The sequence below is a fragment of the Streptomyces sp. NPDC056231 genome (assembly GCF_048270745.1).
GTDB lineage: Bacteria > Actinomycetota > Actinomycetes > Streptomycetales > Streptomycetaceae > Streptomyces.
In genome coordinates, this window is record NZ_JBLVKW010000021.1 from 67,053 (window position 1) to 92,979 (window position 25,927).

Annotated in this window: 19 protein-coding genes; 12 read left to right on the plus strand and 7 right to left on the minus strand. The window is 69.4% G+C overall.

What is annotated here, in order from left to right; all coding sequences use genetic code 11:
• The first annotated feature begins 9 nt into the window (after positions 1-9).
• Entirely contained in the window at positions 10-405 is a 396-nt protein-coding gene (locus ACNPQM_RS18585; protein WP_418084853.1) for a DUF2267 domain-containing protein, read from the plus strand.
• A gap of 80 nt (positions 406-485) precedes the next feature.
• On the opposite strand, the gene ACNPQM_RS18590 is transcribed toward ACNPQM_RS18585, so the two are convergent.
• Entirely contained in the window at positions 486-887 is a 402-nt protein-coding gene (locus tag ACNPQM_RS18590; protein ID WP_418084854.1) for a nuclear transport factor 2 family protein, read from the minus strand.
• A gap of 56 nt (positions 888-943) precedes the next feature.
• On the opposite strand from ACNPQM_RS18590, the gene ACNPQM_RS18595 reads away from it, so the two are divergent.
• On the plus strand, positions 944-1,507 hold the full coding sequence (locus ACNPQM_RS18595) for a PadR family transcriptional regulator (RefSeq protein WP_418084855.1): 564 nt from the start codon (positions 944-946) through the stop codon (positions 1,505-1,507).
• A 335-nt stretch (positions 1,508-1,842) separates the two neighbouring features.
• The gene (locus ACNPQM_RS18600; RefSeq protein WP_418084856.1) at positions 1,843-3,258 is read left to right on the plus strand and encodes a DEAD/DEAH box helicase; all 1,416 of its coding nucleotides are present in this window, start codon (positions 1,843-1,845) and stop codon (positions 3,256-3,258) included.
• A 139-nt stretch (positions 3,259-3,397) separates the two neighbouring features.
• Here the strand turns inward: ACNPQM_RS18600 and ACNPQM_RS18605 are convergent, their stop codons facing one another.
• The 4 genes from ACNPQM_RS18605 to ACNPQM_RS18620 form a co-directional block, all read right to left on the minus strand.
• Positions 3,398-4,906 (minus strand): glutamate synthase subunit beta, encoded by a 1,509-nt coding sequence (locus tag ACNPQM_RS18605; RefSeq protein WP_418084857.1) that lies wholly within the window; start codon positions 4,904-4,906, stop codon positions 3,398-3,400.
• Between the two features lie 147 nt (positions 4,907-5,053).
• Positions 5,054-5,551, minus strand: a complete 498-nt coding sequence (locus tag ACNPQM_RS18610) for a DUF2871 domain-containing protein (protein ID WP_418084858.1) — start codon at positions 5,549-5,551, stop codon at positions 5,054-5,056.
• A 346-nt stretch (positions 5,552-5,897) separates the two neighbouring features.
• Positions 5,898-6,572 carry a formylglycine-generating enzyme family protein gene (locus ACNPQM_RS18615; protein ID WP_358860983.1) on the minus strand — a complete coding sequence of 225 codons (675 nt, stop codon included), beginning with the start codon at positions 6,570-6,572 and terminating at the stop codon, positions 5,898-5,900.
• Between the two features lie 103 nt (positions 6,573-6,675).
• A complete protein-coding gene (locus ACNPQM_RS18620) occupies positions 6,676-8,496 on the minus strand; it encodes a PucR family transcriptional regulator (protein WP_418084859.1) in 1,821 nt (606 codons plus the stop codon).
• Between the two features lie 250 nt (positions 8,497-8,746).
• On the opposite strand from ACNPQM_RS18620, the gene dnaK reads away from it, so the two are divergent.
• The 6 genes from dnaK to ACNPQM_RS18650 all read left to right on the plus strand — a co-directional run bounded on the left by dnaK (position 8,747) and on the right by ACNPQM_RS18650 (position 16,986).
• Complete coding sequence (gene dnaK / locus ACNPQM_RS18625; protein ID WP_418084860.1) at positions 8,747-10,639, plus strand: molecular chaperone DnaK; 1,893 nt, start codon at positions 8,747-8,749, stop codon at positions 10,637-10,639.
• A gap of 9 nt (positions 10,640-10,648) precedes the next feature.
• Positions 10,649-11,176 (plus strand): nucleotide exchange factor GrpE, encoded by a 528-nt coding sequence (locus ACNPQM_RS18630; protein WP_358860980.1) that lies wholly within the window; start codon positions 10,649-10,651, stop codon positions 11,174-11,176.
• A gap of 6 nt (positions 11,177-11,182) precedes the next feature.
• Complete coding sequence (locus tag ACNPQM_RS18635; RefSeq protein ID WP_418084861.1) at positions 11,183-12,160, plus strand: DnaJ C-terminal domain-containing protein; 978 nt, start codon at positions 11,183-11,185, stop codon at positions 12,158-12,160.
• Positions 12,157-12,540, plus strand: coding sequence for a chaperone modulator CbpM (locus tag ACNPQM_RS18640; RefSeq protein WP_418084862.1), 384 nt, complete (start codon positions 12,157-12,159; stop codon positions 12,538-12,540). Before ACNPQM_RS18635 ends, ACNPQM_RS18640 begins: the two co-directional genes overlap by 4 nt.
• A complete protein-coding gene (gene clpB / locus ACNPQM_RS18645; protein WP_418084863.1) occupies positions 12,531-15,158 on the plus strand; it encodes an ATP-dependent chaperone ClpB in 2,628 nt (875 codons plus the stop codon). The genes ACNPQM_RS18640 and clpB overlap by 10 nt, the downstream gene beginning before the upstream one ends.
• A gap of 124 nt (positions 15,159-15,282) precedes the next feature.
• Positions 15,283-16,986: an FAD-dependent oxidoreductase gene (locus ACNPQM_RS18650; protein WP_418084864.1), complete on the plus strand. Its 1,704-nt coding sequence runs from the start codon at positions 15,283-15,285 to the stop codon at positions 16,984-16,986.
• A gap of 84 nt (positions 16,987-17,070) precedes the next feature.
• On the opposite strand, the gene tkt is transcribed toward ACNPQM_RS18650, so the two are convergent.
• Positions 17,071-19,269 carry a transketolase gene (gene tkt, locus ACNPQM_RS18655; RefSeq protein WP_418084865.1) on the minus strand — a complete coding sequence of 733 codons (2,199 nt, stop codon included), beginning with the start codon at positions 19,267-19,269 and terminating at the stop codon, positions 17,071-17,073.
• Positions 19,270-20,033: 764 nt separating this feature from the next.
• On the opposite strand from tkt, the gene ACNPQM_RS18660 reads away from it, so the two are divergent.
• The 3 genes from ACNPQM_RS18660 to ACNPQM_RS18670 are packed head-to-tail and all read left to right on the plus strand — an operon-like array spanning position 20,034 to position 22,861.
• The gene (locus ACNPQM_RS18660) at positions 20,034-20,243 is read left to right on the plus strand and encodes a ferredoxin (protein WP_418084866.1); all 210 of its coding nucleotides are present in this window, start codon (positions 20,034-20,036) and stop codon (positions 20,241-20,243) included.
• Entirely contained in the window at positions 20,240-21,622 is a 1,383-nt protein-coding gene (locus tag ACNPQM_RS18665) for an NAD(P)/FAD-dependent oxidoreductase (RefSeq protein ID WP_418084867.1), read from the plus strand. The genes ACNPQM_RS18660 and ACNPQM_RS18665 overlap by 4 nt, the downstream gene beginning before the upstream one ends.
• Positions 21,623-21,634: 12 nt before the next feature.
• A complete protein-coding gene (locus ACNPQM_RS18670) occupies positions 21,635-22,861 on the plus strand; it encodes a cytochrome P450 (RefSeq protein ID WP_418084868.1) in 1,227 nt (408 codons plus the stop codon).
• A 315-nt stretch (positions 22,862-23,176) separates the two neighbouring features.
• Here the strand turns inward: ACNPQM_RS18670 and ACNPQM_RS18675 are convergent, their stop codons facing one another.
• Positions 23,177-25,885, minus strand: a complete 2,709-nt coding sequence (locus ACNPQM_RS18675) for a M4 family metallopeptidase (protein ID WP_418084869.1) — start codon at positions 25,883-25,885, stop codon at positions 23,177-23,179.
• Positions 25,886-25,927: the final 42 nt, after the last annotated feature.

Sequence of the window (25,927 nt, forward strand, 5' to 3'; positions counted from 1 at the left end):
ACAGCTGTGATGACTCTGAGGTGGGAAGCGTTCCTCGACCGGGTCCAGGAACGCGGCGAGTACAGCACCAGGCTGGAGGCGGAACGTGCTGCCCGCGTCGTCCTGGCACTGCTGGGCGCGCATCTGGTGGGCGCGGAACGGTCCGAGCTCGCCGCCCGGCTACCGGAAACGTACGCCCTGATCCTGCTCAACCCGTTGCAGGCGACCGAACCGCTGTCCTCGGAGCGATTCGTACGGGCCACCGCGTCCTGGATCGAGGGCGCTACCGAACAGACCGCCAAGTGGGACATCGGCGCCGTGCTGAGCGTCGTCGCGGACGGAGCCGGCGAAGAGCTCACCCGTCGCATCCTGCTGCAGCTGCCCGCGGGTTACGGGCTCCTCTTCGGCTGCCCCGAGCCGACCTGAGCATCGGCGCGGAACCGTGGGCCGAGCCGTACCCCGGAGCGGGACCGGGAGTCCGACGGCGAGCGCATGAGCGCGCTCCTTCAGGCACCCATGGCCTCCGTCACCTCCCGGGTGATCCGCTCGAACTCGGCGCCCATGGCCGCCGCCAGTGCCTGCGCGGCTGATATGGGGCGAACCATCACCATCAAGTCGTCGATCTTGCCGTCCTCGTCGACGTGCAGGAAATCGCAGCCGTTGATCTCCCGGTCGCCAACCTTCGCCTTGAAAACGAGGGCGTGGTCGCGGCCGTCGGCTCCCGCTATCTCCCGTACGTAGTGGAAGTCGGTGAAGACTCGCGAGACGCCACGCACGATTGACGCGGTGATCGCCTTCCCGGAGTACGGCTTGAACGCCACAGGGCTGGTGAACACGACGTTCTCGGCCAGCAGAGCCTCGATCGCGGCGTGGTCCTCAGCCTCGACCGCCTTGCGGAAGGGATGCATCCCGACCACCTCTCATAGGCAAATACTTGATTAGGTGCGGATGCTAGGCTGCCGTCATGGCATTGCGCAATGCGGTACTCGCGGCACTTCTGGACGGCGAGGCCTCCGGGTACGACCTGGCCAAGGGATTCGACGCCTCGGTGGCCAATTTCTGGATGGCGACCCCACAACAGCTGTACCGGGAGCTCGAGCGCATGGAGTCTGACGGCCTGATCGAGGCCCGGCTCGTCCAGCAAATGCGGCGTCCCAACAAGCGGCTGTTCTCCCTGACGGAGGCCGGACGCCAGGCCCTGCGCGACTTCACCACCGAGCTGCCCAGGCCCACGGCCATCCGCGACGAGCTGATGGTCAAGGTGCACGCCCTGGACGAAGGCGCCCCCGACGCCGTGCGCGCGGCCATCACTGAGCGGCTGGAGTGGGCGAGGGCGAAGCTCGGCCGTTACGACCGGCTCCGGGACCGCCTGCTCGACGGGCGGACGGAGCAGGACTACCTGGCTCACGCCGAGCGGATCGGCCCCTACCTCACCCTCATGCGGGGCCGGGCCTTCGAGCGGGAGAACATCACATGGGCCGAGCAGGCCCTGCGCGCCCTGGAGCAGCGCACCGGCGTATCCCGTTAGGTCCTGTCCCGTCGGGCGGTGGGAGCGTCATCGACGACCGGCGGAGCAGTCATCCCGGGCGCGCCGCACGCCACACGCCGAGGCCCTGTGCGGCGTCGAGCGGGCGGCCGCGGCGCGCGGAGTGTGCCCGGCTGGTGCAACGGCCCGGATCCGTCGTCATTCCCCACGCCGCGCCGGTCCGCCGACGGCTGATCGAGGTGGCGCGCTCCTGGTGGGCCCGGACTGCTACCGTTGGTCGGATTCCATCATCTTCATTCGCCCGTTCTTGCGGTTTGCCGGCGCCTCCGCCTGCCGGGAATTCCTCGATACGTGCCGCACATCGAGGAAGGCTCCTCATGAAGCACCCAGCTCGCACGGACACCACGCAGGACGAGTCCGCCCTGCCGGAGACGATCACCGCGGCCCTGCCGACGGCCGCGTCGTTTGCCGACCTGGATCTTCCGCGCGCCCTGCTGAAGACACTCACCGGCCTCGGCGTGAACCACCCGTTCCCGATCCAGGCGGCCACGCTGCCCAGTTCCCTCGCGGGCCGGGACGTCCTGGGCCGGGGCCGCACCGGGTCGGGCAAGACCCTGGCTTTCGGTCTCGCGCTGCTCACGCGGCTCGCAGGCCGGCGCGCGGAGCCGAAACGGCCGCTCGGGCTGATCCTCGTACCGACCCGGGAGCTGGCCCAGCAGGTCGGCGAGGCGCTCACGCCGTACGCCCGGGAGCTGAAGCTGCGGATGGTCACGGTGGTCGGCGGCATTTCGATCGGCAGGCAGGCCGGCGAACTGCGGGCCGGGGCCGAGGTCGTTGTTGCGACGCCCGGACGCCTGCACGACCTCATCGAGCGCAAGGACTGTCGCCTGGATCGGGTGCGCATCACCGTCCTGGACGAGGCCGACCAGATGTGTGACATGGGCTTTCTGCCCCAGGTCACCGAACTGCTCGACCAGGTGCGCCCCGACGGCCAGCGGATGCTGTTCTCGGCCACCTTGGACCGCGACGTCGACCTCCTGGTCCGCCGCTACCTCCACGACCCGGTGGTCCACTCGGTCGACCCGTCGGCAGGGGCGGTCACGACGATGGAACACCATGTTCTGACCGTCCACGGCGCCGACCGATACGCCGTCACGACCGAGATCGCGGCCCGGGAGGGACGGGTGCTCCTGTTCCTGGACACCAAGCACGCGGTCGACCAGTTGACCACGCACCTGCGGGCCAGCGGTGTACGCGCCGCTGCGCTGCACAGCGGCAAGTCCCAGCCCCAGCGCACGCGCACCCTCGCACAGTTCAAGAACGGTCAGGTCACCGCATTGGTGGCCACCAATGTCGCGGCCCGGGGCCTGCACGTGGACGACCTCGACCTGGTGGTCAACGTCGATCCGCCCAGCGACCACAAGGACTATCTGCACCGTGCCGGGCGCACCGCCCGTGCCGGTGAATCCGGCAGCGTCGTCACCCTGGTCCTCTCGAACCAGCGCCGCGACATGAGCCGGCTGATGGCCGACGCTGGCGTAACACCGAAGATCACCAAGGTGCGCTCGGGTGAGGCGGAACTGAGCCGGATCACCGGTGCCCGTGCTCCGTCCGGCCTTCCTCTCGACGGCGGTCCTGCCGCGGCGCGTCCCGCCGGCGGACACGCCCCGTTCCGTGGCATGGGTACAACCCGGGGTGAGTCCGGGCGCGCCGGTGGGGGGTCCCGCCGCGGGGGCGAGGCCCGCAAGATGGCCGAGGCCCGCAAAGCCGCACGGGTGCGCCGCGGCTCGTAGCGGGGCCGGCACCGGGGAGCGGACGGACGGCGTACGACGACCGGCTGAACGCGACATGCCGTGTCGGCGGAGCATCGAGGCGTTCCGGCCGGTCCTGAGCCACGTTCCGTCCCGACCGGCACGGCCACGCCGGGGGTGATCACGCCGCCAGAGGCCGGTTCCCTGGCGTGATGGGGGCAGGCAGCACCGTGGAGCCACTCAGGAACCGGTCCGTCGCGGCCGCGGCGGACCGGCCCTCCGCGATGGCCCACACCACGAGGGACTGGCCACGTCCCGCGTCGCCGGCGATGAAGACCCCGTCCGTCGTGGTGCGGGCCGTCCGCTCGGTCCGCTCGGCCATCTCGGCTGCGAAGGCGGCATCCCGGGCGAAGTTCCCCCGGTCGTCCAGGGTGAGCCCGAGCTGCTTCATGAGACCGGTGCCCCGTTCGGGACCGTAGAAGCCGAGGGCGAGCAGGACCAGATCTGCCGAGATCAGTTGCTCGGTGTCCGGCAGCGGACTTCTGGCCACGGGTTCCACCTTCGCCAGGCGCAGTCCGCGCACATGGCCGGCCTTGTCCCCGTCGAAACGGAGGGTGGCGGAGGCGAAGACTCTCGGATCCGCACCCTTCCGCCCCCGGGCCTCCTCATGGGCATGGGAGATCCGATAGACCTTCGGATACGTGGGCCACGGCTCGGTGTCCCGCCGGGTCTCGCCGGGCTCGGGATTGATGTCCAGCTGCACCACGGAGCTCGCGCCCTGGCGCAGGGCGGTGCCGAGACAGTCCGAGCCGGTGTCCCCGCCGCCGATGATCACCACGTGCTTGCCCTCGGCGGTGACGGGAGGCGAGACATAGTCGCCCTCCCTGACCCGGTTGGCGAGGGTCAGGTAGTCCATGGCCTGATGAATGCCGTACAGCTCCCGGCCGGGGACGGGCAGCTCACGCTGTCCCCTGGCCCCTACGGCGACGACCACCGCGTCGTGGCGTCTTCTGAGTTCGGTGGCGTCCAGATCGCTGCCGACGTCCACACCGGTGCGGAACTTGGTTCCCTCGGCCCGCATCTGCTCGATGCGGCAGTTCAGGTGGTGCTTCTCCATCTTGAACGCGGGGATCCCGTAGCGCAGCAGCCCGCCGATGCGGTCGGCCCGTTCGTAGACGGCGACGGTGTGACCGATGCGGGTGAGCTGTTGCGCTGCCGCCAGTCCGGCGGGACCGGAGCCGATGACGGCGACGGTCTTCCCGCTGAGCCGCTCGGGCGGTTGCGGTGGCGCGTACCCGCGCGCCCAGATCTGGTCGGCGATCGCCTGTTCGACGTTCTTGATCGTCACTGGATCGGCATTGATGGTGAGCACGCACGCGTCCTCGCACGGCGCCGGGCACAGTCGCCCGGTGAACTCCGGGAAGTTGTTCGTTGCGTGCAATCGCTCGGCGGCGGCCCGCCAGTCGGCCCGTGCCGCGTAGGCGTTCCACTCGGGGATGAGGTTGCCCAGCGGGCAGCCGTGGTGGCAGAACGGTATGCCGCAGTCCATGCAGCGTCCCGCTTGCTCGGAGACGAGCGGAAGACGTGGCGGGCCCGCGTAGACCTCGTCCCAGTCGCTCAGCCGTTCATCGACGGGGCGTGCCGGGGCGGGCCGGCGGGGAACTTTGAGGAAGCCGAAAGGGTCGGTCATGCGCCGCCTCCGTCGCCCCTTGCGGTGTACCGGCGTTTCGGCCAGCCTACGCCTGCTTTCTGCCGCTTTCATCGGCCTGGGGGCTCCGGGACCCGTCCGGGCGGTCCTGCGCGGCTCCTGCGATCAGGGTTTGCCGGCCTCGGCGGTTCAGGTCGAGGTCTTCGCGGGCTCCGGCTCCGTGGTCCCTGTCGTGGTGGGCTTGTCGATGCGCTTGCCGAGCAGGACGAACAGCAGGATGAGCCCGACCGTGAGCAAGGTGTGGCCCAGGCCGGCGATTCCGGGCACGGCCTCGGGGACATGCTTGCCGAGCACTGTCTCGATGCCGTGGACGCCCATCATGATGACCGTGATCGCGATGCCCGCGTTGTAGAACCAGAAGAACGCGGTGAAGAGTTTCGTCCCGGACAGCTGGAACTGCTTGTCGAGGGCGAGGACGATGAGGAAGCCCAGCATGCCCAGGGCGAGCAAGTGGGTGTGCATGACCGCCAGTTGCGTGTCGCCCCGAAAATCGTGGGCCTTGGTGAACTCCCGGTAGAACAGCCCGGAGATCACTCCCAGAATCATGTAGACGTGTGCCGCTACGTACGACTTCCGCATCTCTGCGCCAGCCTCCTGCCGCTCAAGTTCCGCCCCGACGAGGGTCATTGAAGCATCCTGTGGGGTAGCTGTCTGCCGGGTTCGGGAGGACGCACAAAGCCGGGTCGAGTGGCCCTCGCTTGCCCCTGCGGGTTTCCGGGGGTACGCCGGTCTCCCTGCCCGGGCGGCAGCCCTGCGCGGCGCCGGACTGGCGTGGTGGAAGCGCCGGAGAGGTCGCCGACCTGCGTCGCACCTTCCGCAGCCGACGCTGAAGCGTCTCTCATGGCCGGGCGCCACCGGACGCCCGGACGATCCGTCCTCGGCCGGGCACAGCAGGCGGACTACCCCATGGATCGGCGCCGATGCACCACTCTGCCGGCCCTGCGGGCGAAGCAGTCGCCGCACACGACGCACGTCAGCGCGGCACGGAACGCGCGATGCGGAATCCGACGTCGTCGATCCGGAAGGTCGGGTGGCTGCGGCGCCGCACCGAGGCCCGGCAGCTCCAGTGCTCGTCGAACCATCCACCGCCACGCAGTACCCGATAGCTGCCGTAGACCTCGGCGTCGTAGATGTCCCAGCACCACTCCCACACGTTGCCCAACATGTCGTATATACCCCACGTGTTGGGCTGCTTGCCGGCCACGTCGTGAATCCGCTCGCGGGAGTTGCCGCGGTGCCAGGCGATCTCGTCGAGCTGCCCGTACCGTGCGTCGGTCGTACCGGCACGACATGCGTGTTCCCACTCGGCCTCGGTCGGCAGCCGGTACCCGTCAGCAGACGCGTCCCACTCGATGCCCTCGGCGTCAGCGCGGAGGTGATAGGCGGCTGCCAACCCCTCTTGCTGGGAAAGGGTGTTGCAGAATCGGACCGCGTCCCACCAGGACACGCCTTCGATGGGCAACCGGTCGCCTTGGACGCTGCTCGGGCGCTGACCGGTGACCTGCGCGTAGTGCGCCTGAGTGATCGGGAACGCCGCCAACCGATACGGCGCGAGCTCGATCGACCAGCTCCGCTGCGTTCGCCGGTCCGACAGCGTCACCCGCCCGGGTGGAAGGGCGATCAACTCGATTCCTGCGTTCACGTCCATAGGCAGACGATCGTACCGAGGTGTGATCGTCGTCGCCTCGGAGCTGCCCGTGGGTTGGGCAGCCAAGTGACGGCGGGGTGGTGCTCCTCGCGCCCGAGGGCAGTCAAGGTGATGTCTGACGCGACGATGTTCGTGCCGTTCCCGGTCTGCCGAGAACGTTGCGGATGCGAGTGGCAACGTGCAGGTTGAGCCGGGTCTCGACATCGCTGAGATCGTGGTCGGTGATCTCGCGAATGCGCCGGAGGCGGTAGCGCACGGTGCTTCGGTGGATCTGGAGACCGTCGGCTGTGGTGTCGTAGCTGCCGCCGCTCTCCAGGTAGTGCGAGAGCGTGGTGACCATGTCGGTGTGATGTCGGGCGTCGTACTCCAGAAGAGCTCCGAGCCATTCCCTGACGAAGCGGTCGGTCTCCCGTTCGCCGTCCCCGGTTCCCATCATGCGGCAGATGCCGATGTCCTCGAAGCTGGTGCTGCCGTGCGGTTCCGGAGATCTGCGCCGTACGGTGAGAGCACGGACGGCCTCGTCGTAGGAGTGCGGCAGTTCGGTGAAGAGTTCGCAGCGGCTGCCGATGCCGACGGCCCCGGCAGCCGTGCCGAGATCCTGCGCGACAGCTCGGTACAAGGCATCCCCGGGATCGGGACCCGCCACCAGGACGACCGTGGTGGTTTCTCGGGCACCGATGAGCACATCCAGTCCCAGGCGTTCGGCCGCCCGCGCGACGGCGTCGCCCAGCGTCACCTCCTCCGTCGCTCCGTCCCACTGCAGCACGGCGATGCGGTGCGGCCCGTGCAGGTCGTGACCGAGGGCGGCCGCATGGACGAACACACCGTCGGTCGCCTCACCGGAGATCAGTCTTTCGACCAGGTCGTGGCGCAGCCTCGGCTCCAGTTCGGCGAGAGCGCGTTCGTGGGAGAGCTCGGGAGCGAGGGCCAGGCCCGTCTCCTCCAGAGCCGCGGTGTCCAGTTTCCCCGCACGGCGGTCGGGGTCCACCAGGGCGACCAGGCCGAGCAGGTCGCCCGCCGCCTCGATGGGGACGACCAGGCAGTCCCGGTCGCGGACCGCGCCCTGCCGGCGCCGCACCTGCCGCAGCAGCTCGTCCCGGGGCCGGTTCGCCGATCCGGGGCGTGGTTCGCCGCGGCCGGGGCCTGCCCACGCCCGCAGATTGCCGAAGGGATCCTCGGTCAGTGCGGAGAACCCCGTGTGATCGTGCAGGGCCTGGAGCATCCCCAGCTCACCCTTGCCGGAGGCCCCGACACGGGTGAGGGCTCGGTGGAAGGCGTTCTGGTACGAAAGTGCGGATACGGTGGCGCCGAGATCGACCCCCAGTCCGGGTTCCTCCGCCGTCGGCCACGGTTCCCTCTCGGTATGGACGGGCCTCTCCCACGGCCGGCTCAGTCCCGCGAGTGCGGCTGCGACCTGCCGGGCGAGCAGCTCTGCGTCGGTGGTCTCCTCGGCCGAGGGGGTGTCCAGTATCCGAACGACGAGGTAGCCGAGACACCGCCCACGGTGGCGCAGTGCCAAGGCCCACAGGCAGTGGCCGTCCTGGCCGTCCCAGCGCCCGCTGCGGCCATCCAGCGCGCCGATCCACCGGTCGACGCCGTCGGTGGCCGTCGGGTCGTCGTCCGTCTCGGCGGGCTCGGCCGCCGTGGCGTTCACCGCCACGATGCCCGGCCGGGAATGGCCGGAGCCGGCCGCGGAGCACGGGCGACACCGCCGGGCGACGCCGTGGTGAGCCGCATAGGCCGCTTCTGCTGCGAACGGCCCGGTGACGGCGATCGCCCCCATGGCCGCCCACACCACCTCGCGTTCCTCGGTGGCGTCGAACATCGCCGTGGTCAGACGGAGGAACGTGTGCCGGCCGGCCCAGCGCTGCGGGATCGGGCGCACCGCACACACCGTCGATGATCCGGAGCGGACAGCATCCATCGGAGATCCATTCGTGTCTCGGCACAGCAGCTCTCCGCTTTTCACGCTACGCCGTCCGGCGCCGGGACACCTCAGCTGGTCCTGCCCATGCCCTGACCTCGCGGGACGGGCCGGCAGGGCCGGATTGGTCCTGCCGGGGCAGGGAAACGCGTGCGCCACCGCGCCACCCTTTCCCCATGTGTGGCGGCGAGCAGGACGGCGATCCCGGCAGCCACGGCGACAGATCAGTGCCGCGACGGAGGAGAATCCCATGGCCAGGGCAGTAGGTATCGACCTCGGCACCACCAACTCGGTCATCGCGGTCTGGGAGGGCGGTGAGCCCACCGTGATCCCGAATGCCGAGGGAGCCAGGACCACCCCCTCGGTGGTCGCCTTCACCGACACCGGCGAGCGGCTGGTCGGACAGCTGGCACGCCGGCAGTCGATCCTCAATCCCAAGGGCACCATCACCTCCGCGAAGCGGTTCATCGGCCGTCGCTTCGGCGAGGTCCCCGAGGAGGCCAAGGCGGTCTCCTTCGATGTGGTCGAGGGACCGGGCGGGGTGGCGCGCTTCGAGGTGAACGGCAAGCAGTATGCGCCGGAGGAGATCAGCGCGCAGGTGCTGCGCAAGCTGGCCGAGGACGCGGGGAAGTCGCTCGGAGAGCGGGTGACAGAGGCCGTCATCACCGTACCCGCCTACTTCAACGACGCTCAGCGACAGGCCACGAAGGACGCGGGAAAGATCGCCGGGCTGGAGGTTCTGCGGATCATCAACGAGCCGACCGCCGCGGCCCTGGCCTACGGTCTGGACAAGAAGGGCCATGAGACAGTCCTGGTCTTCGACCTCGGCGGTGGCACCTTCGATGTCAGCATCCTCGACGTCGGCGACGGCGTGGTGGAGGTACGGTCCACGGCCGGCGACTCCCATCTGGGCGGCGACGACTTCGACCGCCGCCTGGTGGACTATCTGGCGGACGCGTTCCAGAAGACCGAGGGCATCGACCTGCGCAAGGACCCGCAGGCCCTGCAGCGCCTGTTCGAGGCGGCCGAGAAGGCGAAGACCGAACTGAGTTCGGTCACCCAGACCCAGGTGAGTCTGCCGTTCGTCACGGCGGATTCCTCCGGGCCCAAACACCTCACCGAGACCGTCCGCCGTTCCACCTTCGAACAGATCACTGCGGATCTGGTGGAGCGCTGCCTGGCCCCGGTCAAGCAGGCGATGGGCGACGCGAAGATCAGCGACAACGACATCGACGAAGTCATCCTGGTCGGCGGCTCGACGCGTATCCCGGCCGTACAGGCTCTGGTGCGGCGCCTGACCGGCGGCAAGGACCCCAACATGAGCGTCAATCCGGACGAGGTGGTGGCGCTGGGCGCCGCCGTTCAGGCCGGGGTGCTCAAGGGTGAGGTCAAGGACGTCCTCCTGCTGGACGTCACCCCGCTCTCGCTGGGCGTGGAGACCGCAGGCGGCGTCATGACGAAGATCATCGAGCGGAACACCACCATCCCCGCCCGACGGTCCGAGGTCTTCTCCACGGCCGAGGACAACCAGCCCGCCGTCGACATTGTGGTGCTCCAGGGCGAACGTGAACTGGCCGCCGACAACAGGGTGCTGGGCCGCTTCAGGCTGGAGAACCTCAGGCCCGCCCCCCGCGGGGAGACCCAGATCGAAGTCACCTTCGACATCGACGCCAACGGCATCCTCAAGGTCGGCGCCAAGGACAAGGACACCGGCGCCGAACAGTCGATCACCCTCAGCGAGGGATCCAACCTCGACCAGGCCGAGGTCGGTCGGATGATCGAGGAGGCCGAGCGCCACCGCACCGCCGACCAGGCGCTGCGCCAGGCCGTCGACGCGCGCAACGAACTCGACGCTGCCGCATACCAGGTGGAGCGCCGGCTCGGAGAACTCGGTGACGCCGCACCGCAGCACGAGCGCGCCCGCGCCGAAATGGTCATCGAGGAGTCGCGTACCGCTGTCAAGGAGGAGGCGCCGGTGGAGCGCTCCCGCGCCCTCAACTCCGAACTCCAGCAGATCTACGCCGCACTGGCCACGCATTCCGCCGCGGCGGCACAGACCGCGGACCAGGGCGCAACGTCCGCCTCGGGACGGCCCTCCGGTGGCGACGACGACGTCATCGACGCCGAGTTCGACCGGGGCTGAGGTGGCGTGATGTCGGAACATGACCAGGCACCTTCCGCCGATGACGCAGCCCGGACGTGGACGGAGCATCCGCTGGAAGAGGCACCCGCACCACAGGGCCCGTCGGCCCTCGACGCCGAGGAGCTGGAGGACCGGTGGCGGCGGGCCCTCGCCGATCTGGACAACCTTCGCAAGAGGTATGCCCGCGACCGCCACCGGGAGCTGGAGGCGGAACGAAACAGGGCCACGGCCGCCTGGCTCCCGGTCGTCGACAACCTCGAACTGGCCCTCGCCCACGCCGACGCGGACCCCGAAACGATCGTCCGCGGTGTTCAGGCGGTACGCGATCAGGCTCTGGACGTGCTGAGAGGCCTCGGCTATCCGCGCCACGACGAGACCGGTGTCCCCTTCGATCCCGTGCTGCACGAGGTGGTCTCCGTGGTCGACGACCCGGACACCGCCCCGGGAACCGTCGTCCAGGTGATGCGCCCCGGCTACGGCGACCCCGACCGCCAACTGCGACCGGCGGCGGTAGCGGTCAGCCGAAAGCAGGAGTAACCCGCCATGGCGCGCGACTACTACGAGGTGCTGGGCGTCCCCCGGACTGCCGACACGGCCGAGATCCAGCAGGCATTCCGCACCCTGGCCCGGCGTCACCACCCGGATGTCAACAAGAATCCGGCCGCCGAGGAGCGCTTCAAGGAGATCAACGAGGCGTACGGAGTCCTCTCCGACCCCGATACCCGGGCCAGGTACGACCGGTTCGGCGCCGACTTCCGGCAGATCCCGGAGGACTACGACGAGCGGGTCGCGGCAGCGCGGGGCTTCCGCGGGGCCGGAGCCGGAGCGTACCGAGGCGGACCCTTCCAGGGGGGCCGGGGCGCGGGCCGCGGAGGCGCCAAGGTCTGGACGGAAGGGGATTTCGACACCGCCGGCTTCGACTTCGAGGACCTCTTCGGGGGTGTGTTCGGCGGCGGCCGGGCAGGCCGCGAGCCGGGGCCGGTACCCGGCGCCGACCAGGAGGCCGAGCTCACCCTCACCGTGGAAGAGGCCTACCGCGGCGGCCGGCGGAAGATCACCCTGGGCGGCCCGGGCGTGGAGCGCAGCTATGACGTGAACATCCCCGCGGGTGTCGTCGACGGACAGCGCATCAGGCTCGCGGGGGAGGGAGGCCGGGGCCGCGGTCAAGGCACCGCGGGGGACCTCTACCTCGTGGTCCGTATCGCCCCCCACCCCAGGTACCGGCTCACCGGTCGCGACATCCACGTCGATCTGCCGGTCACCCCCTGGGAGGCCGTCCTGGGGGCGACCGTGCCCGTCACCGGCCCCGGCGGCACCGCGAAGGTCCACGTCCCGCCGGGTACTTCCACCGGCCGGCGACTGCGGCTGCGCGGGGAGGGGATGCCTCACCCCAAGGGAGCCGCCGGTGACCTCTACGCCGAGATCCAGGTGATCGTGCCCTCGTCGCCGAGCCCGCGCGAACGCGCGTTGTTCGAGGAGCTGGCCGGGGTCTCGACCTTCGACCCGAGGAAGCAGGCATGAGTGACGATCAGCGTTCTCCCACCGAAGACGCCGCGCCCGGCCGTGCCGTCGCCCAGTATCCCCTGGTCCGGGTCTGCCGGATCACTCCCTACGAACTGTCCCTGGCCGGTGTCGCCCGACGCAGCGGCCTCTCGCCCGACCTGGTCCGCCGCTTCGTAGCCCTCGGGCTGCTGGACGCCGAGCGGGACGCCCACGGGCGACTGTGGTTCCGTACCACCGCACCGTCGGCCATCGCCCGCGTGCAGCGACTGCGGACCGGCCTGTCGCTGAACTACGCGGCCGTCGGGGTCGTGCTGGACCTGCTCGACCGTATCGATCATCTGGAGCGGGCGCTGCGGCGCAGCCAACGAGCCGCCGAGGAGCGAACGTCATGGACATGAACCGCCTCACGCAGAAGTCCCAGGAAGCGCTGCAGGAAGCGCAGAGCGTGGCGGTGCGGCTCGGCCAGAACGAGGTCGACGGGGAGCATCTGCTGCTGGCGTTGCTCGACCCGCAGGACGGGCTGACGACCCGGCTGCTCGCCGCCGCCGGCGCCGACACGGCCGCACTGCGGGGCGCCGTCGAAGCCGATCTCGCCAAGCGCCCGCGCACCACCGGACCGGGTGCCGCCCCGGGCCAGGTGATGGTCACCCAGCGCCTCGCCCGATTGCTCGACACGGCGGAGCAGGAGGCCAAACGCCTCAAGGACGAATACGTCTCGACCGAGCACCTGGTCATGGCCCTGGTGGACGAAGGCTCGGCCACCGCCGCCGGCCGACGGCTCGCCGAACAGGGCATCACCAAGGACACCTTCCTCGCCGCCCTCACCCAGGTGCGTGGCAATCAGAGGGTCACCTCCGCCAACCCGGAAGCCGCCTACGAGGCTCTGGAGAAGTACGGCCGAGACCTGGTCGTGGAGGCCCGCACCGGTCGGCTCGATCCGGTGATCGGCCGGGATGCAGAGATCCGGCGGGTGATCCAGATCCTCAGCCGCAAGACCAAGAACAACCCGGTCCTGATCGGTGAACCCGGCGTCGGCAAGACCGCCATCGTCGAGGGCCTGGCCCAGCGGATCGTGCGCGGCGACGTACCGGAGGGGCTGCGGGACAAGACGGTGTTCTCGCTCGACATGGGATCGCTGGTGGCCGGAGCCAAGTACCGCGGCGAGTTCGAGGAACGCCTCAAGGCCGTCCTGGCAGAGGTAAAGGGTGCCGAGGGGTCGATCCTGCTCTTTGTCGACGAGCTGCACACCGTCGTCGGTGCCGGCGCCGCCGAGGGCGCCATGGACGCGGGCAACATGCTCAAGCCGATGCTGGCCCGCGGCGAACTGCACATGATCGGCGCCACCACAGTGGAGGAATACCGCAAGCGCATCGAGTCCGATGCCGCCCTGGAACGCCGTTTCCAGACCGTCCTCGTGGACGAGCCGACCGTCGAGGACGCGATCTCCATCCTGCGAGGCATCCGCGAGCGCCTGGAGATCTTCCACGGCGTCAAGATCCAGGACGGCGCACTGGTTGCCGCCGCCACCCTCAGCCACCGCTACATCAGCGACCGTTTCCTCCCCGACAAGGCCATCGACCTGGTCGACGAGGCGTGCGCGCGGCTGCGCACCGAGATCGACTCCATGCCGGCCGAACTGGACGAACTCACCCGTCGGGTGACCAGGCTGGAGATCGAGGAGGCGGCCCTGGGCGAGGAGACCGATCCGGCAAGCCGCGCCCGCCTGGACGACCTGCGCCGTGAACTGGCCGACCTGCGGGGTGAGGCGGACGCCAAGCACGCCCAGTGGGAGGCCGAACGCCAGGCCATCCGTCGCGTCCAGGAACTGCGTCAGGAACTGGAACGCGCCCGGCAGGAGGCCGAGGAGGCCGAACGCGCCTACGACCTCAACCGCGCCGCCCAGCTGCGCTACGGCACCATCAGCGAGCTCGAACGCCGCCTTGCCGCCGAAGAGGAGCAACTCGCCGTCAAGCAGGGCGAGACACGGCTGCTGCGCGAGGTGGTCACCGCCGAAGAGATCGCCGAGATCGTCTCCGCCTGGACCGGTATCCCCGTCACTCGGCTCCAGGAAGGCGAACGGCAGAAACTGCTGCGCCTGGACGAGATCCTGCGCGAGCGGGTCATCGGCCAGGACGAGGCCGTACAGCTGGTCGCCGACGCGGTGATCCGGGCCCGGTCCGGAGTGCGCGACCCACGCCGGCCGATCGGCTCGTTCATCTTCCTGGGCCCCACGGGCGTCGGAAAGACCGAGCTGGCCAAGACCCTCGCCGCCGCACTCTTCGACAGCGAGAGCAACATGATCCGCCTCGACATGAGCGAGTACCAGGAGAAGCACACCGTGAGCCGCCTCGTCGGCGCACCGCCCGGATACGTCGGCTACGAGGAGGGCGGCCAGCTCACCGAGGCGGTGCGCCGCAAGCCGTACTCCGTCGTCCTTTTCGACGAGATCGAGAAGGCCCACGCCGACGTGTTCAACACGCTGCTCCAGGTCCTGGACGACGGCAGGATCACCGATGCCCAGGGTCGAACCGTCGACTTCCGCAACACGGTCGTCATCATGACCTCGAACCTCGGCTCCCAGTACCTGCTCGAGGACGCCACCGCCGCCGGCGAGATCAAGCCCGAGGTACGGGAACTCGTGATGGGCGAACTCAACAGCCACTTCCGCCCCGAATTCCTCAACCGCGTCGACGACGTCGTCCTCTTCCACCCGCTCGGCCTGGCGCAGATCGAACGCATCGTCGACCTGCTCCTCGACGAGCTGCGCCGTCGCCTCGCCGACCAGCGCATCTCCCTCGTCCTCACCGAACAGGCCCGCCGTCTCGTCGCCGCCGAAGGCTACGACCCGGTCTACGGCGCCCGTCCGCTGCGCCGCTTCATCTCCCACGAGGTCGAGACCAGGATCGGCCGCGCGCTGCTCAGCGGCGAGGCGACCGAGGGCGTGACGATCCTGGTCGACGCCCAGGACGACGAACTCACCTTCACGCTCCGGGACGGGCCGAAGGAGTCGTCATGAGCGCCTCCCCGGTCGGTCGCACCGCCCGCTGCGGCAAGACGAACTTCGCCACCGTCGCCGAGCAGGCCGGTCTGCCGGTCCACGAAGCCATGGTCTGAGCTCTCCACCCCAAGGGAAGTGCACTGTGACCGCTGAAACGCCCACGTCGTACGACGCGTACCCACAATTGACGGATGACCAGATCGAGGCGCTGAGCGCCTGTGGACAGCGGTGGCCGACCGTCGAAGGCGAACTGCTCTATCAGGCGGGCCGGCCCAGTCAGGAGTTCTTCGTCGTCCTGAGCGGCAGGGTGGCTGTGGTAAAAGGCCGAGGCGGTCGGGAGAGGACCTACCAGCTCCATGGCCCCGGCAGTTTCCTCGGCGAGCTCGGCCTGCTGGAGGGGCAGGCCGCCTTGCTCACCGCCGTGGTCCGTGCCCCTGGTGAGGTCCTGGCGGTCGGTTCGGCCGAACTGCGCGACCTGCTCGGCCGCGAACCCGCGCTCGGCGACCTCATCCTGCGCGCCTGCCTTCTGCGTCGGACACTGCCGGCCGGGATGGCCACCGGTTTCAGGATCATCGGCTCCGCGTTCTCCCCGGACACCCGCAGGCTGCTCGAGTTCGCCGCCCGCAACCGGCTCCCGCATCGCTGGATCGATCTGGAGAAGGACACCGAGGCCGAGGTGCTGCTGCGCCGTGTGGGCGTGACACCCGAAGAGACCCCCGTGGTGGTCTGGCACGACGACCGGGTGCTGCGCAACCCCACCGACGCCGAGCTGGTACAAGTGACCGGCCTGCGCTCCGACAGCCGCACAGAAGCCGTCTGCGATCTGCTGGTGGTCGGCGCGGGACCCGCAGGTCTGGCCGCGGCCGTGTACGGGGCCTCCGAAGGACTGGCCACGGTCGTCCTGGAAGCCGTGGCCACCGGCGGTCAGGCCGGGACCTCCTCCCGGATCGAGAACTACCTCGGCTTCCCCGCCGGGATCTCCGGCACCGAACTCGCCGAACGCGCCGCCATCCAGGCCGACCGGTTCGGCGCCCGGATCACCGTCCCCGCCGAAGCCGCAGTCCTGGAACAGCGGGACGGGTCCCACGTCGTGACGCTCACGGACGGCGCCACGATCTCCGCCCACACCGTCGTGGTGGCCACCGGCGCCCGGTACCGGCGCCTGCCGGCGCCCGGCGTCGAACGGCTCGAAGGAGCCGGGGTCCACTACGCAGCCACCCTCTGGGAGGCGAGAAACTGCCGCATGGATCCCGTGGCCGTCGTGGGCGGCGGCAACCCCGCCGGCCAGGCCGCGCTGTTCCTGGCGCGTCAGTCGCCCGCAGTGCATCTGCTCGTACGTGGTGGCGACCTCACCCACAGCATGTCCCGCTACCTGATCGACCGGATAGAACGGCATCCCCGGATCGATGTGATGATGCACACCGAGGTCCGGGATGTCACCGGCAGCGACCGGGTCGAGTCCGTTCTCGTCCAGGACAACAGAACCGGCGAACGGCAGGTGCTGGCAGCGCGCGCCCTGTTCGTCTTCATCGGCGCGCGCCCCGCCAGTTCCTGGCTCGACGCGGCCGTCGACCTGGACCCGCACGGCTTCATCCGCACGGGTCCGGACGTGGTCGACGTTCCTGCGAACCTCTGGCGCCACCTCGCCCGTGCCCCGCTCGCCCTGGAGACCGGTCTCCCGGGACTCTTTGCCGTCGGCGACGTCCGCAGCGGCTCGGTCAAGCGGGTGGCCTCTGCGGTGGGCGAGGGCGCGATGGCCGTCCGCCAGGTGCACGAGCACCTCCGGGGGGTGGGCTCTCCGGGCATACGCCGACACGCGACGAGAGCCACGACGACCCGAAGGTGAACAACGTGCTGACGTTCATCCGGCTTGCCCTCCGGCAGGTGATCGTCAGCCGGGAGAGTTCGCGGGCACGGCGTCCGGGAGGTCCTACGTCCAGGAGGCCTGGGCGGGCCGCTCGCCACCTGGCTGCACCGGGCCGGAGGCCGCACGGATGCTGCTGAGGGCTGCGGCAACCACAGCCTGCGGCGTGATGTCGAATTCCCGGTAGAGGCGCTGATAGTCGGCGGAGGCGCCGAAGTGCTCCAGACCGACGATGTGGCCCGCGTCGCCCACGATGTCGCGCCAGCCCTGACCGACGGCTGCCTCGACGCTCACGCGGGCGCGCACAGCGGGTGGCAGCACCGCGTTCTGATAGGCAGAGGGCTGGGCGTGGAACCACTCCCGGCACGGCATGGACACCACGCGTGCCTCGTACCCTTCGGCAGCCAGCAGGTCACGCGCCTGCAGGGCGATGTGCACCTCCGAGCCGGTCGCGACAAGGACGACGTCGGGCTGCCCGTCGGCGCAGTCCACGAGGACGTACGCGCCGCGGGCCGCTCCCTCGGCCGGGGCATGGGTGCCGGCGCCCCGTTCCAGGACGGGCAGCGACTGCCGGGTGAGCATGAGACCGGCGGGCCTGTCCTGATGCTCGATGATGGTGCGCCAGCAGACGCTGGTCTCGTTCGCATCGGCCGGCCGTACGACGTCGAGGCCAGGAATCGCCCGGAGCGCGGCCAGGTGCTCGACGGGCTGATGGGTGGGCCCGTCCTCGCCCAACCCGATGGAGTCATGCGTCCAGACGTAAGTGGCCGGGAGCCGCATGAGCGCTGCCAGACGGACAGCCGGACGCATGTAGTCGCTGAACACGAGGAACGTGCCGCCGTAGGGACGTGTCAGACCCTGCAACGCGATGCCGTTGAGGATTGCGGCCATGGCGTGCTCACGGATGCCGAAGTGCAACGTCCGCCCATAGGGATTGCCCTTCCACTCGGCCGTCTGCTTGGCGACCGGGATGAAGGAAGGTTCCCCCTTCATCGTGGTGTTGTTGCTTCCCGCAAGATCGGCGGACCCACCCCATAGTTCGGGCAGGACGGGTGCCAGCGCCGTCAGTACCTCGCCGGATGCCTTGCGGGTGGCCATTCCGGCGGGGTCGGCGGGGAAAGTCGGCAGCTTGTCGGCCCAGCCGTCGGGCAGACGCCGGTCGCGCAACCGGTCGAGCAGCGCGGCCCGGTCAGGATGGGCAGCGCGCCACCTCTCATACACGCTCTCCCACTGGCGACGGGCAACAGCGCCCCGCTCCCGCACCTTTCTGACGTGGGCAAGGACTTCCTCCTCCACGACGAAGCTTCGACCCGGGTCGAAGCCCAGCAAGGTCTTGGTGGCGGCGACCTCTTCGTCACCGAGCGCTGCGCCATGGGCCTTTCCGGTGTTCTGCTTCGTGGGGGCGGGCCAGCCGATGACCGTACGCAGCACGATCATGGACGGCCGCGAAGCGTCCTGCTGGGCGGCCGTGATCGCCGCCGAGAGGGCGTCGACGTCCTCGACATAGGAGCCCGTGCGTGTGAAGTCGACTGTCTGCACCTGCCATCCGTACGCGGAATAGCGCGCGGCGACGTCCTCGCTGAACGAGATCTCGGTGTCGTCCTCGATCGAGATGTGGTTGGAGTCGTAGAAGACGACCAGATTGCCCAGTTCCTGGTGCCCGGCGAGCGAACTCGCCTCCGATGTGACTCCTTCCATGAGGTCGCCGTCCGAGGCGACGACGTACACGTGATGGTCGAATGGGCTCTCACCCGGCGGGGCGTCGGGATCCAGCAGCCCGCGCTCGCGCCGTGCCGCCAGCGCCATCCCCACCGCGGCGGCCAGCCCCTGGCCCAGCGGGCCCGTGGTGACCTCCACACCCCGGGTGTGGCGGTATTCCGGATGCCCCGGTGTTGCGGAACCCCAGGTACGGAGCTGCTCGAGATCCTGCAGCTCCATTCCGTACCCGCTGAGGTACAGCTGGATGTACAGAGTGAGACTCGAGTGCCCGCAGGAGAGCACGAATCGATCGCGTCCCAGCCATTGGTCATCGGCAGGGTCGTGGCGCATGACCTGTTGGAACAGCAGATAGGCCAGCGGGGCCAGGCTCATCGCGGTTCCCGGATGACCGTTTCCCACCTTCTGTACCGCGTCAGCGGCCAGAACCCGTACGGTGTCCACCGCTCGTACATCCAGCGGACCCCAGCCCACCGTGTCCGCGACCGGAAGTGCGAGCTTCGCATCACGACCCGCAATCATCCCGCTGGCTGCCTGTCGCTCATCCATGACACTGCCTTTCTGGTTGCTTCGACGACCTTTTGGGCGCCTCGGTTCGCCGGCGCCACACCGCTGGCCTGCGCAACCGCGCTTGGACCGATCGGGAGGGAGCGGCCCTGCGCCGGCCGCTTTCACCGGAGACCGACGTCGTGCGGCGGGACTCCTGATGGCCCCGGACGGGAGGGGAGAGGCAGTCGGTACTCGATGCCGGTCGATCGATGGGCAGCGCCCGCAGGCTTGGTTCCCGGTGAGCCGCGCCGACGCACAGGCCGTGCGCCCGCCCGCGGCCGCCGGGAACCGCTCGAACCCCTGGCACGGGCTGAAGCGTCCCCACTGTGCTCGCCGGTACGACCGCATGCGCTCACTGCTCCGAGCAGGGGCACCAGCAAGTCCGACGCGCAGTTGTCGGCCCCGCATCGGGCTCCCATCGCCGCTCTGCCGTGACGCGTCATTATCAACAGGCGTCGCCCTGGCTGAATGCCGCGACATGCCGTTGACGGACGTCTCCCGGCGGAAGGCGGGCGAACCGATGGGCCGGGCCGATGACTCCCTCGGACACCGGAGCGCCGGCCCGACCGGCGGTGTGCGGGCCGACAGCGTCATCGTGCTCCGTGGGCGCATGGCTTTGGTGCATTCCTGGCACGCGGTCTGCTGAGGCCACTGCCTTTCCTGATCGGTCGGCCTGTGCGAACCCGCACGGCCCAGCACCGTTGGCGTCGCACTCGGGCAGGTAATAGGACAGGGATAACGGTGGCACGGAGGAGTGGGCCGGAATGCAGATCGTTGTCGACCTCAATCGGTGCCAGGGCTATGCGCAGTGCGTGTTTCTCGCTCCCCAGGTGTTCGAACTGCATGGCGAGGAGGCCCTGATGTTCAGGCCGAGAGTGCCCGGCGATCAGCATGAGCGCGTCCGGCGCGCGGCGGCGGCCTGTCCGGTACAGGCCATCATGGTCGGCGAGCCGGCAGGCCTCGGCGCCTCGTGAACGGCGAGGGCCGGATCGTCGTCGTCGGTGCGTCGCTGGCCGGTCTGCGCGCTGCCGAGACGCTGCGCGAGGAAGGCTTCGCCGGATCGCTGACCCTGGTCGGGGAGGAGCCGCACCCCCCGTACGACAGACCACCACTGTCCAAGCAGGTGCTGCTCGGACGGGCGCGCGCGCAGGACGTCGCGCTGCCGAGCCGTCGTGCGTTGGACGCCCGGTGGAAGCTCGGTGTACGTGCCGTTGGGGTCGACCCGATCGAGAAGCGGGTGGTTCTCGCCGATGGTGAACAACTCGCCTACGACCGGCTGCTGATCGCCACCGGAACCCGGGCCCGACCCTGGCCGAACGCCGACGAAGCCCGCCTGGACGGCGTACTCACCCTGCGTACGAACGACGATGCGGCCCGCCTTGCCGAACGTCTCGACGCCGGACCGCGCCGGGTGCTGGTGATCGGCGCCGGATTCACCGGCTCGGAGATCGCCTCCGCCTGCCGGGAGCGCGGTCTCGCCGTAACGGTCGCCGAACGCGGACCGTCGCCCCTCGTCGGCGCGCTCGGGGGGACACTCGGAACCTATGCCGGGAAGCTGCATCGCGCGCACGGAGTCGACCTCCGCTGCGGCGTGACCGTCACCGCGCTGAAGGGCCGCAACGGCCGGCTCACCGGCGCCGAATTCTCCGACGGCGGCCGGATCGACGCCGATGTCGCCGTGGTCGCCCTGGGCGCCCTCCGCAATACCGAATGGCTTGACGGATCAGGCCTGGCTGCGGGCCCCCGTGGCGTCGCGTGCGACGCGGGGTGCCGAGCCTTCGACATGTACGGGATCGTCACCGACGATGTCTTCGTCGCCGGAGACGTGGCGCGCTTCCCGCACCCGCTCTTCCAGTACCAGATGCTGTCCCTCGAACACTGGGGCAATGCCGTTGCGCAGGCCGAGGTGGCGGCCCACAACATGATCAGCCCGGGCCCACGCAGGCGCCCGCACCTGACCGTTCCCGCCTTCTGGTCCAGCCAGTTCGGCCTGAACATCAAGTCCGTGGGAGTACCGACCTTCTCCGACCAAGTGGTCATTGCCCAGGGCTCGTTGCGCGAAGGTCGCTTCGTCGCTGTCTACGGATACCGGGGGCGCATCACCGCGGCGGTCAGTGTGAACCGCGCCAAGTGGCTCGAGTACTACCAGTACCTCATCGAGACGGCGGCACCGTTTCCCCCCACGCCCGGTGCCGCCGACCGGCCCGGTTCGTCCGATCCCGTTCCCTCCGACGTGCCGTCCCCGCAGCTGCTCTCGCACGGCCCGACCGTGGCCCTCACCGGTCATCTGCCGGACAGACACCTGACGCTGGTGCGCCACGAACCGTTCCCGACCGCCACCCACCGTCGATGAGGAGCCCCACGCATGCCCCCGGACACTCTCTTTGAGCGCATCACCGATTACGCGAACCGCGCCGACCCGTATCCGCTCTACGCGGAACTGCGCGAGAGCGGGGTGGTACGACAGGGCAACGGCAGCTACCTGGTGGGTACCTACCACGAGATCGCCGCTCTGCTTCATGACCCACGGATCAGCTCGGACCTCCGTAACCGTAAGGACCCGGACCCGGATGTGGCTCTGGCCAGGACGGACGAACTGCCGCCGGCCTTCATCAGGGTCGACGACCCCGAACACGACCGGCTCCGCCGCCTCGCCATGCGCCCCTTCGGTCCGCCGCACTCCCCGGGACGGATCGACGCCCTGCACGGCGACATCACCCGCATCGCCGAGGAACTGATCAGCTCGTTCCAGGACAAGGACCGGATCGACCTCGTCGACGATTTCGCCTACCCGCTCCCCGTCACCGTGATCTGTCGGCTCCTGGGCGTGCCCCAGGAGGACGTGCCCCGTGTCCGCGCCTGGACGAACGCGATCATCGCCGGTTTCGACCCCACGCCCGGGGACGACCCGGAGCAGCGCCGGCAGTCGGCCCAGGAGGCACGGATGGCGATGGCGCACTATCTGGGCGCGCTCGCCGAAGAACGGCGCGGTCACCCGTCCGGGGATCTGCTCTCCGCCCTTGCCAATGACGAAGGCCCCGAAGGGCGCCTCACGCATCCGGAACTGATGGCCACAGCGGTACTGCTGCTCATCGCCGGTCACGAGACGACCGTCAACCTGATCACCAACGGCATGCTCACCCTGCTGCGCCACCCCGACATCCTGGAGCGACTGCGCGCCGCGCCCGAACTCATGCCGAGGGCGGTGGAGGAACTGCTGCGTTACGAGCCCCCTGTCCACTTTCTGCCACATCGCTCGCCGCTCACCGACATCGACGTCGGGGGCATCACCATTCCCAAGGGCGCACCCCTGATCCTCGTGCTTGCTTCCGGCAACCGGGACCCGCTGAGATTCCATGACCCCGACCGGTTCGACCCGATGCGCGAGGACAATCAGCACTTCGGCTTCGGCAGCGGTATCCACAGCTGCTTCGGTGCCCCGCTCGCTCGTATCGAGGCGCAGATCGCGCTCGACGCGCTCCTCCGCCACCTCGACGACCCCCATGTGGTCGAGGACCCGCCTCCGTACCGGCGAAGCCCCGTGCTGCGAGGTCCCCGCCATCTCCTGATCGAGCGCGCCGCACGAGCGTAGGCCACCGATCGCCGACGAGGGGCTGCCCGACCGGTGCGTCGCGTTCGGCCTTGTGCTGCCCGGAACCATCTCCCCTCGGTGACGTCCGGCCAGGGCCAGTGATGTGCAGAGCGAGGCTGCGGGCCGAGGTCCGTACCCGAAGAGGCGGTCACCGGAAGATCCGGTGACCGCCTCGGACATGGGGCGGATGCTGGTGCCCCTCCCGGCACTGTTCGCCCCGTCGCGGGGCAAACAGTGCCGGTCACGCCCTGGGGTGTGTTCCGAAAGCCCCGTCCGCCCGGCTACGGGCGGACGACGCTACTTTCAGAACACGCCCTAGCTGCAGGTACCCGCGAACGTCCCGCGCGTCACCACGTCCGTCGCAGCTGCCGTGGTGTCCAGCCAGACGATGCGCTGTCCGTCACCGAGCGACGGGGCCAGTTGCGAACCGGAGGAGCAGGAGGCGAGGCTGAAGTTGTTCAGCCCGGCCAGCACGTCCGCCGTCGTGGACACCTTCACCTTGGTCGGGCCGTTCCAGGCGCCGAGGGCGCCCCAGATGTCGTACGTCGAGTAGGCGAAGTACTCGTCGCTGACCGAGAACTGGGCGACGTACAGACTCTTCGGGTAGGTCAGGTTCTTCATCTGGGTCACGTCGGCGGCCGGCGTCGATCCGATGGTGGTGCTCGGGATCAGGAACCCGCCGCTGGTGCGGTAGAAGACGCGGTCCGAGGTGAGCTGGATGTCAGAGATCCAGTTGAACAGGAAGCCGGTGATCCGCTTGCTCTGGGTCGTCCCCGTGGCGATGTCGTAGACGTACAGGTACGTCCCGTCGCCGCCGGCCCAGGCGATGGTGCCGTTCTTCATGGCGAGGCGCGAGGCCTTGGTGCCGGCCTCGGGCGTCACGTTGACCGTGGTGCCGTCGGCCTTCCGGAGCATGACGTCCTGCTCGCCGTCGGCAGTGGTGCTGATGTAGGCGAGGGCACCGTTCTCCGTGACCGGCTCGGTCTCGTCGGCGTCCGGGGTGTCGACCAGCTTCTTGATCGCGCCCTGGCCCTTGTCGCCGGCCTGGTAGATGCCGACGCCGGCGGCGGAGATCCGGGTGAAGACGACACGCTCGTCGTCGAGGGACGGGTCCATGAGGTAGGCGTCCGACTGCGCCAGCTCGTGCTGGGGGTACTTGCCGAATCGTCCGACCGTGATGCCGAAGGCGGCGCCGCCCTGGTCCCAGGCGATCGCGTCACCGTGGCCGATGGCATAGACATCGCCGTTGATCTGGGCGGCCTGCTCGTCGATCCCGCTGTACACCTCGTAGGCGGGCAGGATGTCGGCGCCGATGGTGGTGCCGTCGTGGGTGCCGGACTTCTGCTCCCAGCCCTGCTCGATGCCGTGGTCGTCGAAGGCCCGGTCGATGGCGTCGAGGTCGGCCGCGGAGACCTTCAGGGACTTCGCGGCCAGGGTGACCGCGTTGCGCATGTCGGTGAAGCCGGACAGCGGGGTGAGGTAGTTCTGGGCGGCTCGGTACGTGATCCGGTCGGCGAGGCCGGCGTCGATGTTCTTGCGCATGTCCCACAGCGCGCCACCGACGATGGTGGAGTTGGAGTGCACACCGCCGTTGTCGATGTCGAGCGTGATGGGCTTGTAGTCGGTCTGTGCGTTGCGGCCGTCGTTGAGGTCGCGCAGCGCGCACTCCTCCAGCGGCTTGGTGCCGTTGCAGAGGTACTCGCCGACGAGGCCGGACGTCGGGTCGCTCATCGCGACGCCCTTGTCGGCGGTCTCCATGGCGTTGCCGAAGTAGTCGGAGATCGCCTCGTTCAGGGCGCCCGACTGGTTCAGGTAGACGAGCCCGGCGGAGTGCTCGGTGACCCCGTGGGTCATTTCGTGACCGACCACGTCCAGGCTCACGGACAGCGGCACGCCGGCCATGTGGCCGTAGACCATCTTGGAGCCGTCCCAGAAGGCGTTGGCGTAGTCCTTGCCGTTGCTCGCGACGTTGACGACGGAGTAGATCGTGCCGCCCTTGCCGTCGACGCCGTCACGGCCGAGTTTGTCCTTGAGGTATTCGTAGACCTTCGCCGCGTTCACATGTGCGTCGACCGCGCCGGATGAGGTGTTGGTGCCGTCGAACCGGTCGCTCGCGGAGGTCGCCAGCGGAACGTCGTCGGTGACCGGGCCGCCCGCCACGAGCGAGTAGCTCTTGCGCTGGGCGTCGTAGGTGCGTATCTGGCCGCCGGTCCGCGTGTACATGTCCCGGGTGGAGTCGACGAGCGTGTACGACCCGCCCGTCTCCTTGTTCATGTCCAGCTCCGTCTCGGAGCCGTCCACGCGCACGCCCGTGCCCTTGGCCGGTGCGGCGTCCGCGGCGTCGATGTTGTTGTACGAGAGGGCGATGCCGCCGATGTTCGCGTCGACGTACACCTCCTGGCGCACCGGGCTGCCGTCGGCCTCGGCGCCGGTGACGGTGAAGTGCCAGGCCAGCTTGCCGCCTCGGGCGTCCGGCAGGACGATCAGGCCGTGGCCCTCGGTCTTCGCGCCCTTGACCCGCGACAGCTTCCGGTCGAGGGAGAACATCCGCTTCTCGGCGGCGGCCTCGGACACGCTCGGTGTGGTGGAGACCGACAGATCCGTGTACAGGGTGCCCGTGGCGGAGGTGACGCTCTGGCCGCCGTCGGCCGCCTCGGTCTGCACGGCGTATTCGGCGCCGAAGACCGGCACCCCGTTGTGCTTCTGCTGGAAGCGGACGGACGACTGCTTGCCGTCCTTGCTGGTGCTCACAGTCTTGAGGTCCGTGACCGGAACCTTGTAGGTGTCCTCGTGGGCCTTCAGGTGCGCCCGTGCCGCCTGGGCCGGAGTGCCCTCACGGACCGTGTCGTCGAGACGCTGAGTCATGGCGGGCGCGACAGGCACCCGGTCGTCGGCCACGGTGGTGGCCGGCGGCGCTTCCTCGCCGGCCCAGGCCGGTGACGTCAGCAGTGTCGAGCCGGTGGCCGCGACGACCACTGCGGCGGCCAGGACACGGCGGAGCCGTCTTTGTCGTGTCGGGAACACGTGAACCCTTCCCTATCGCACTGATGGGTGAACTCGCCCAGT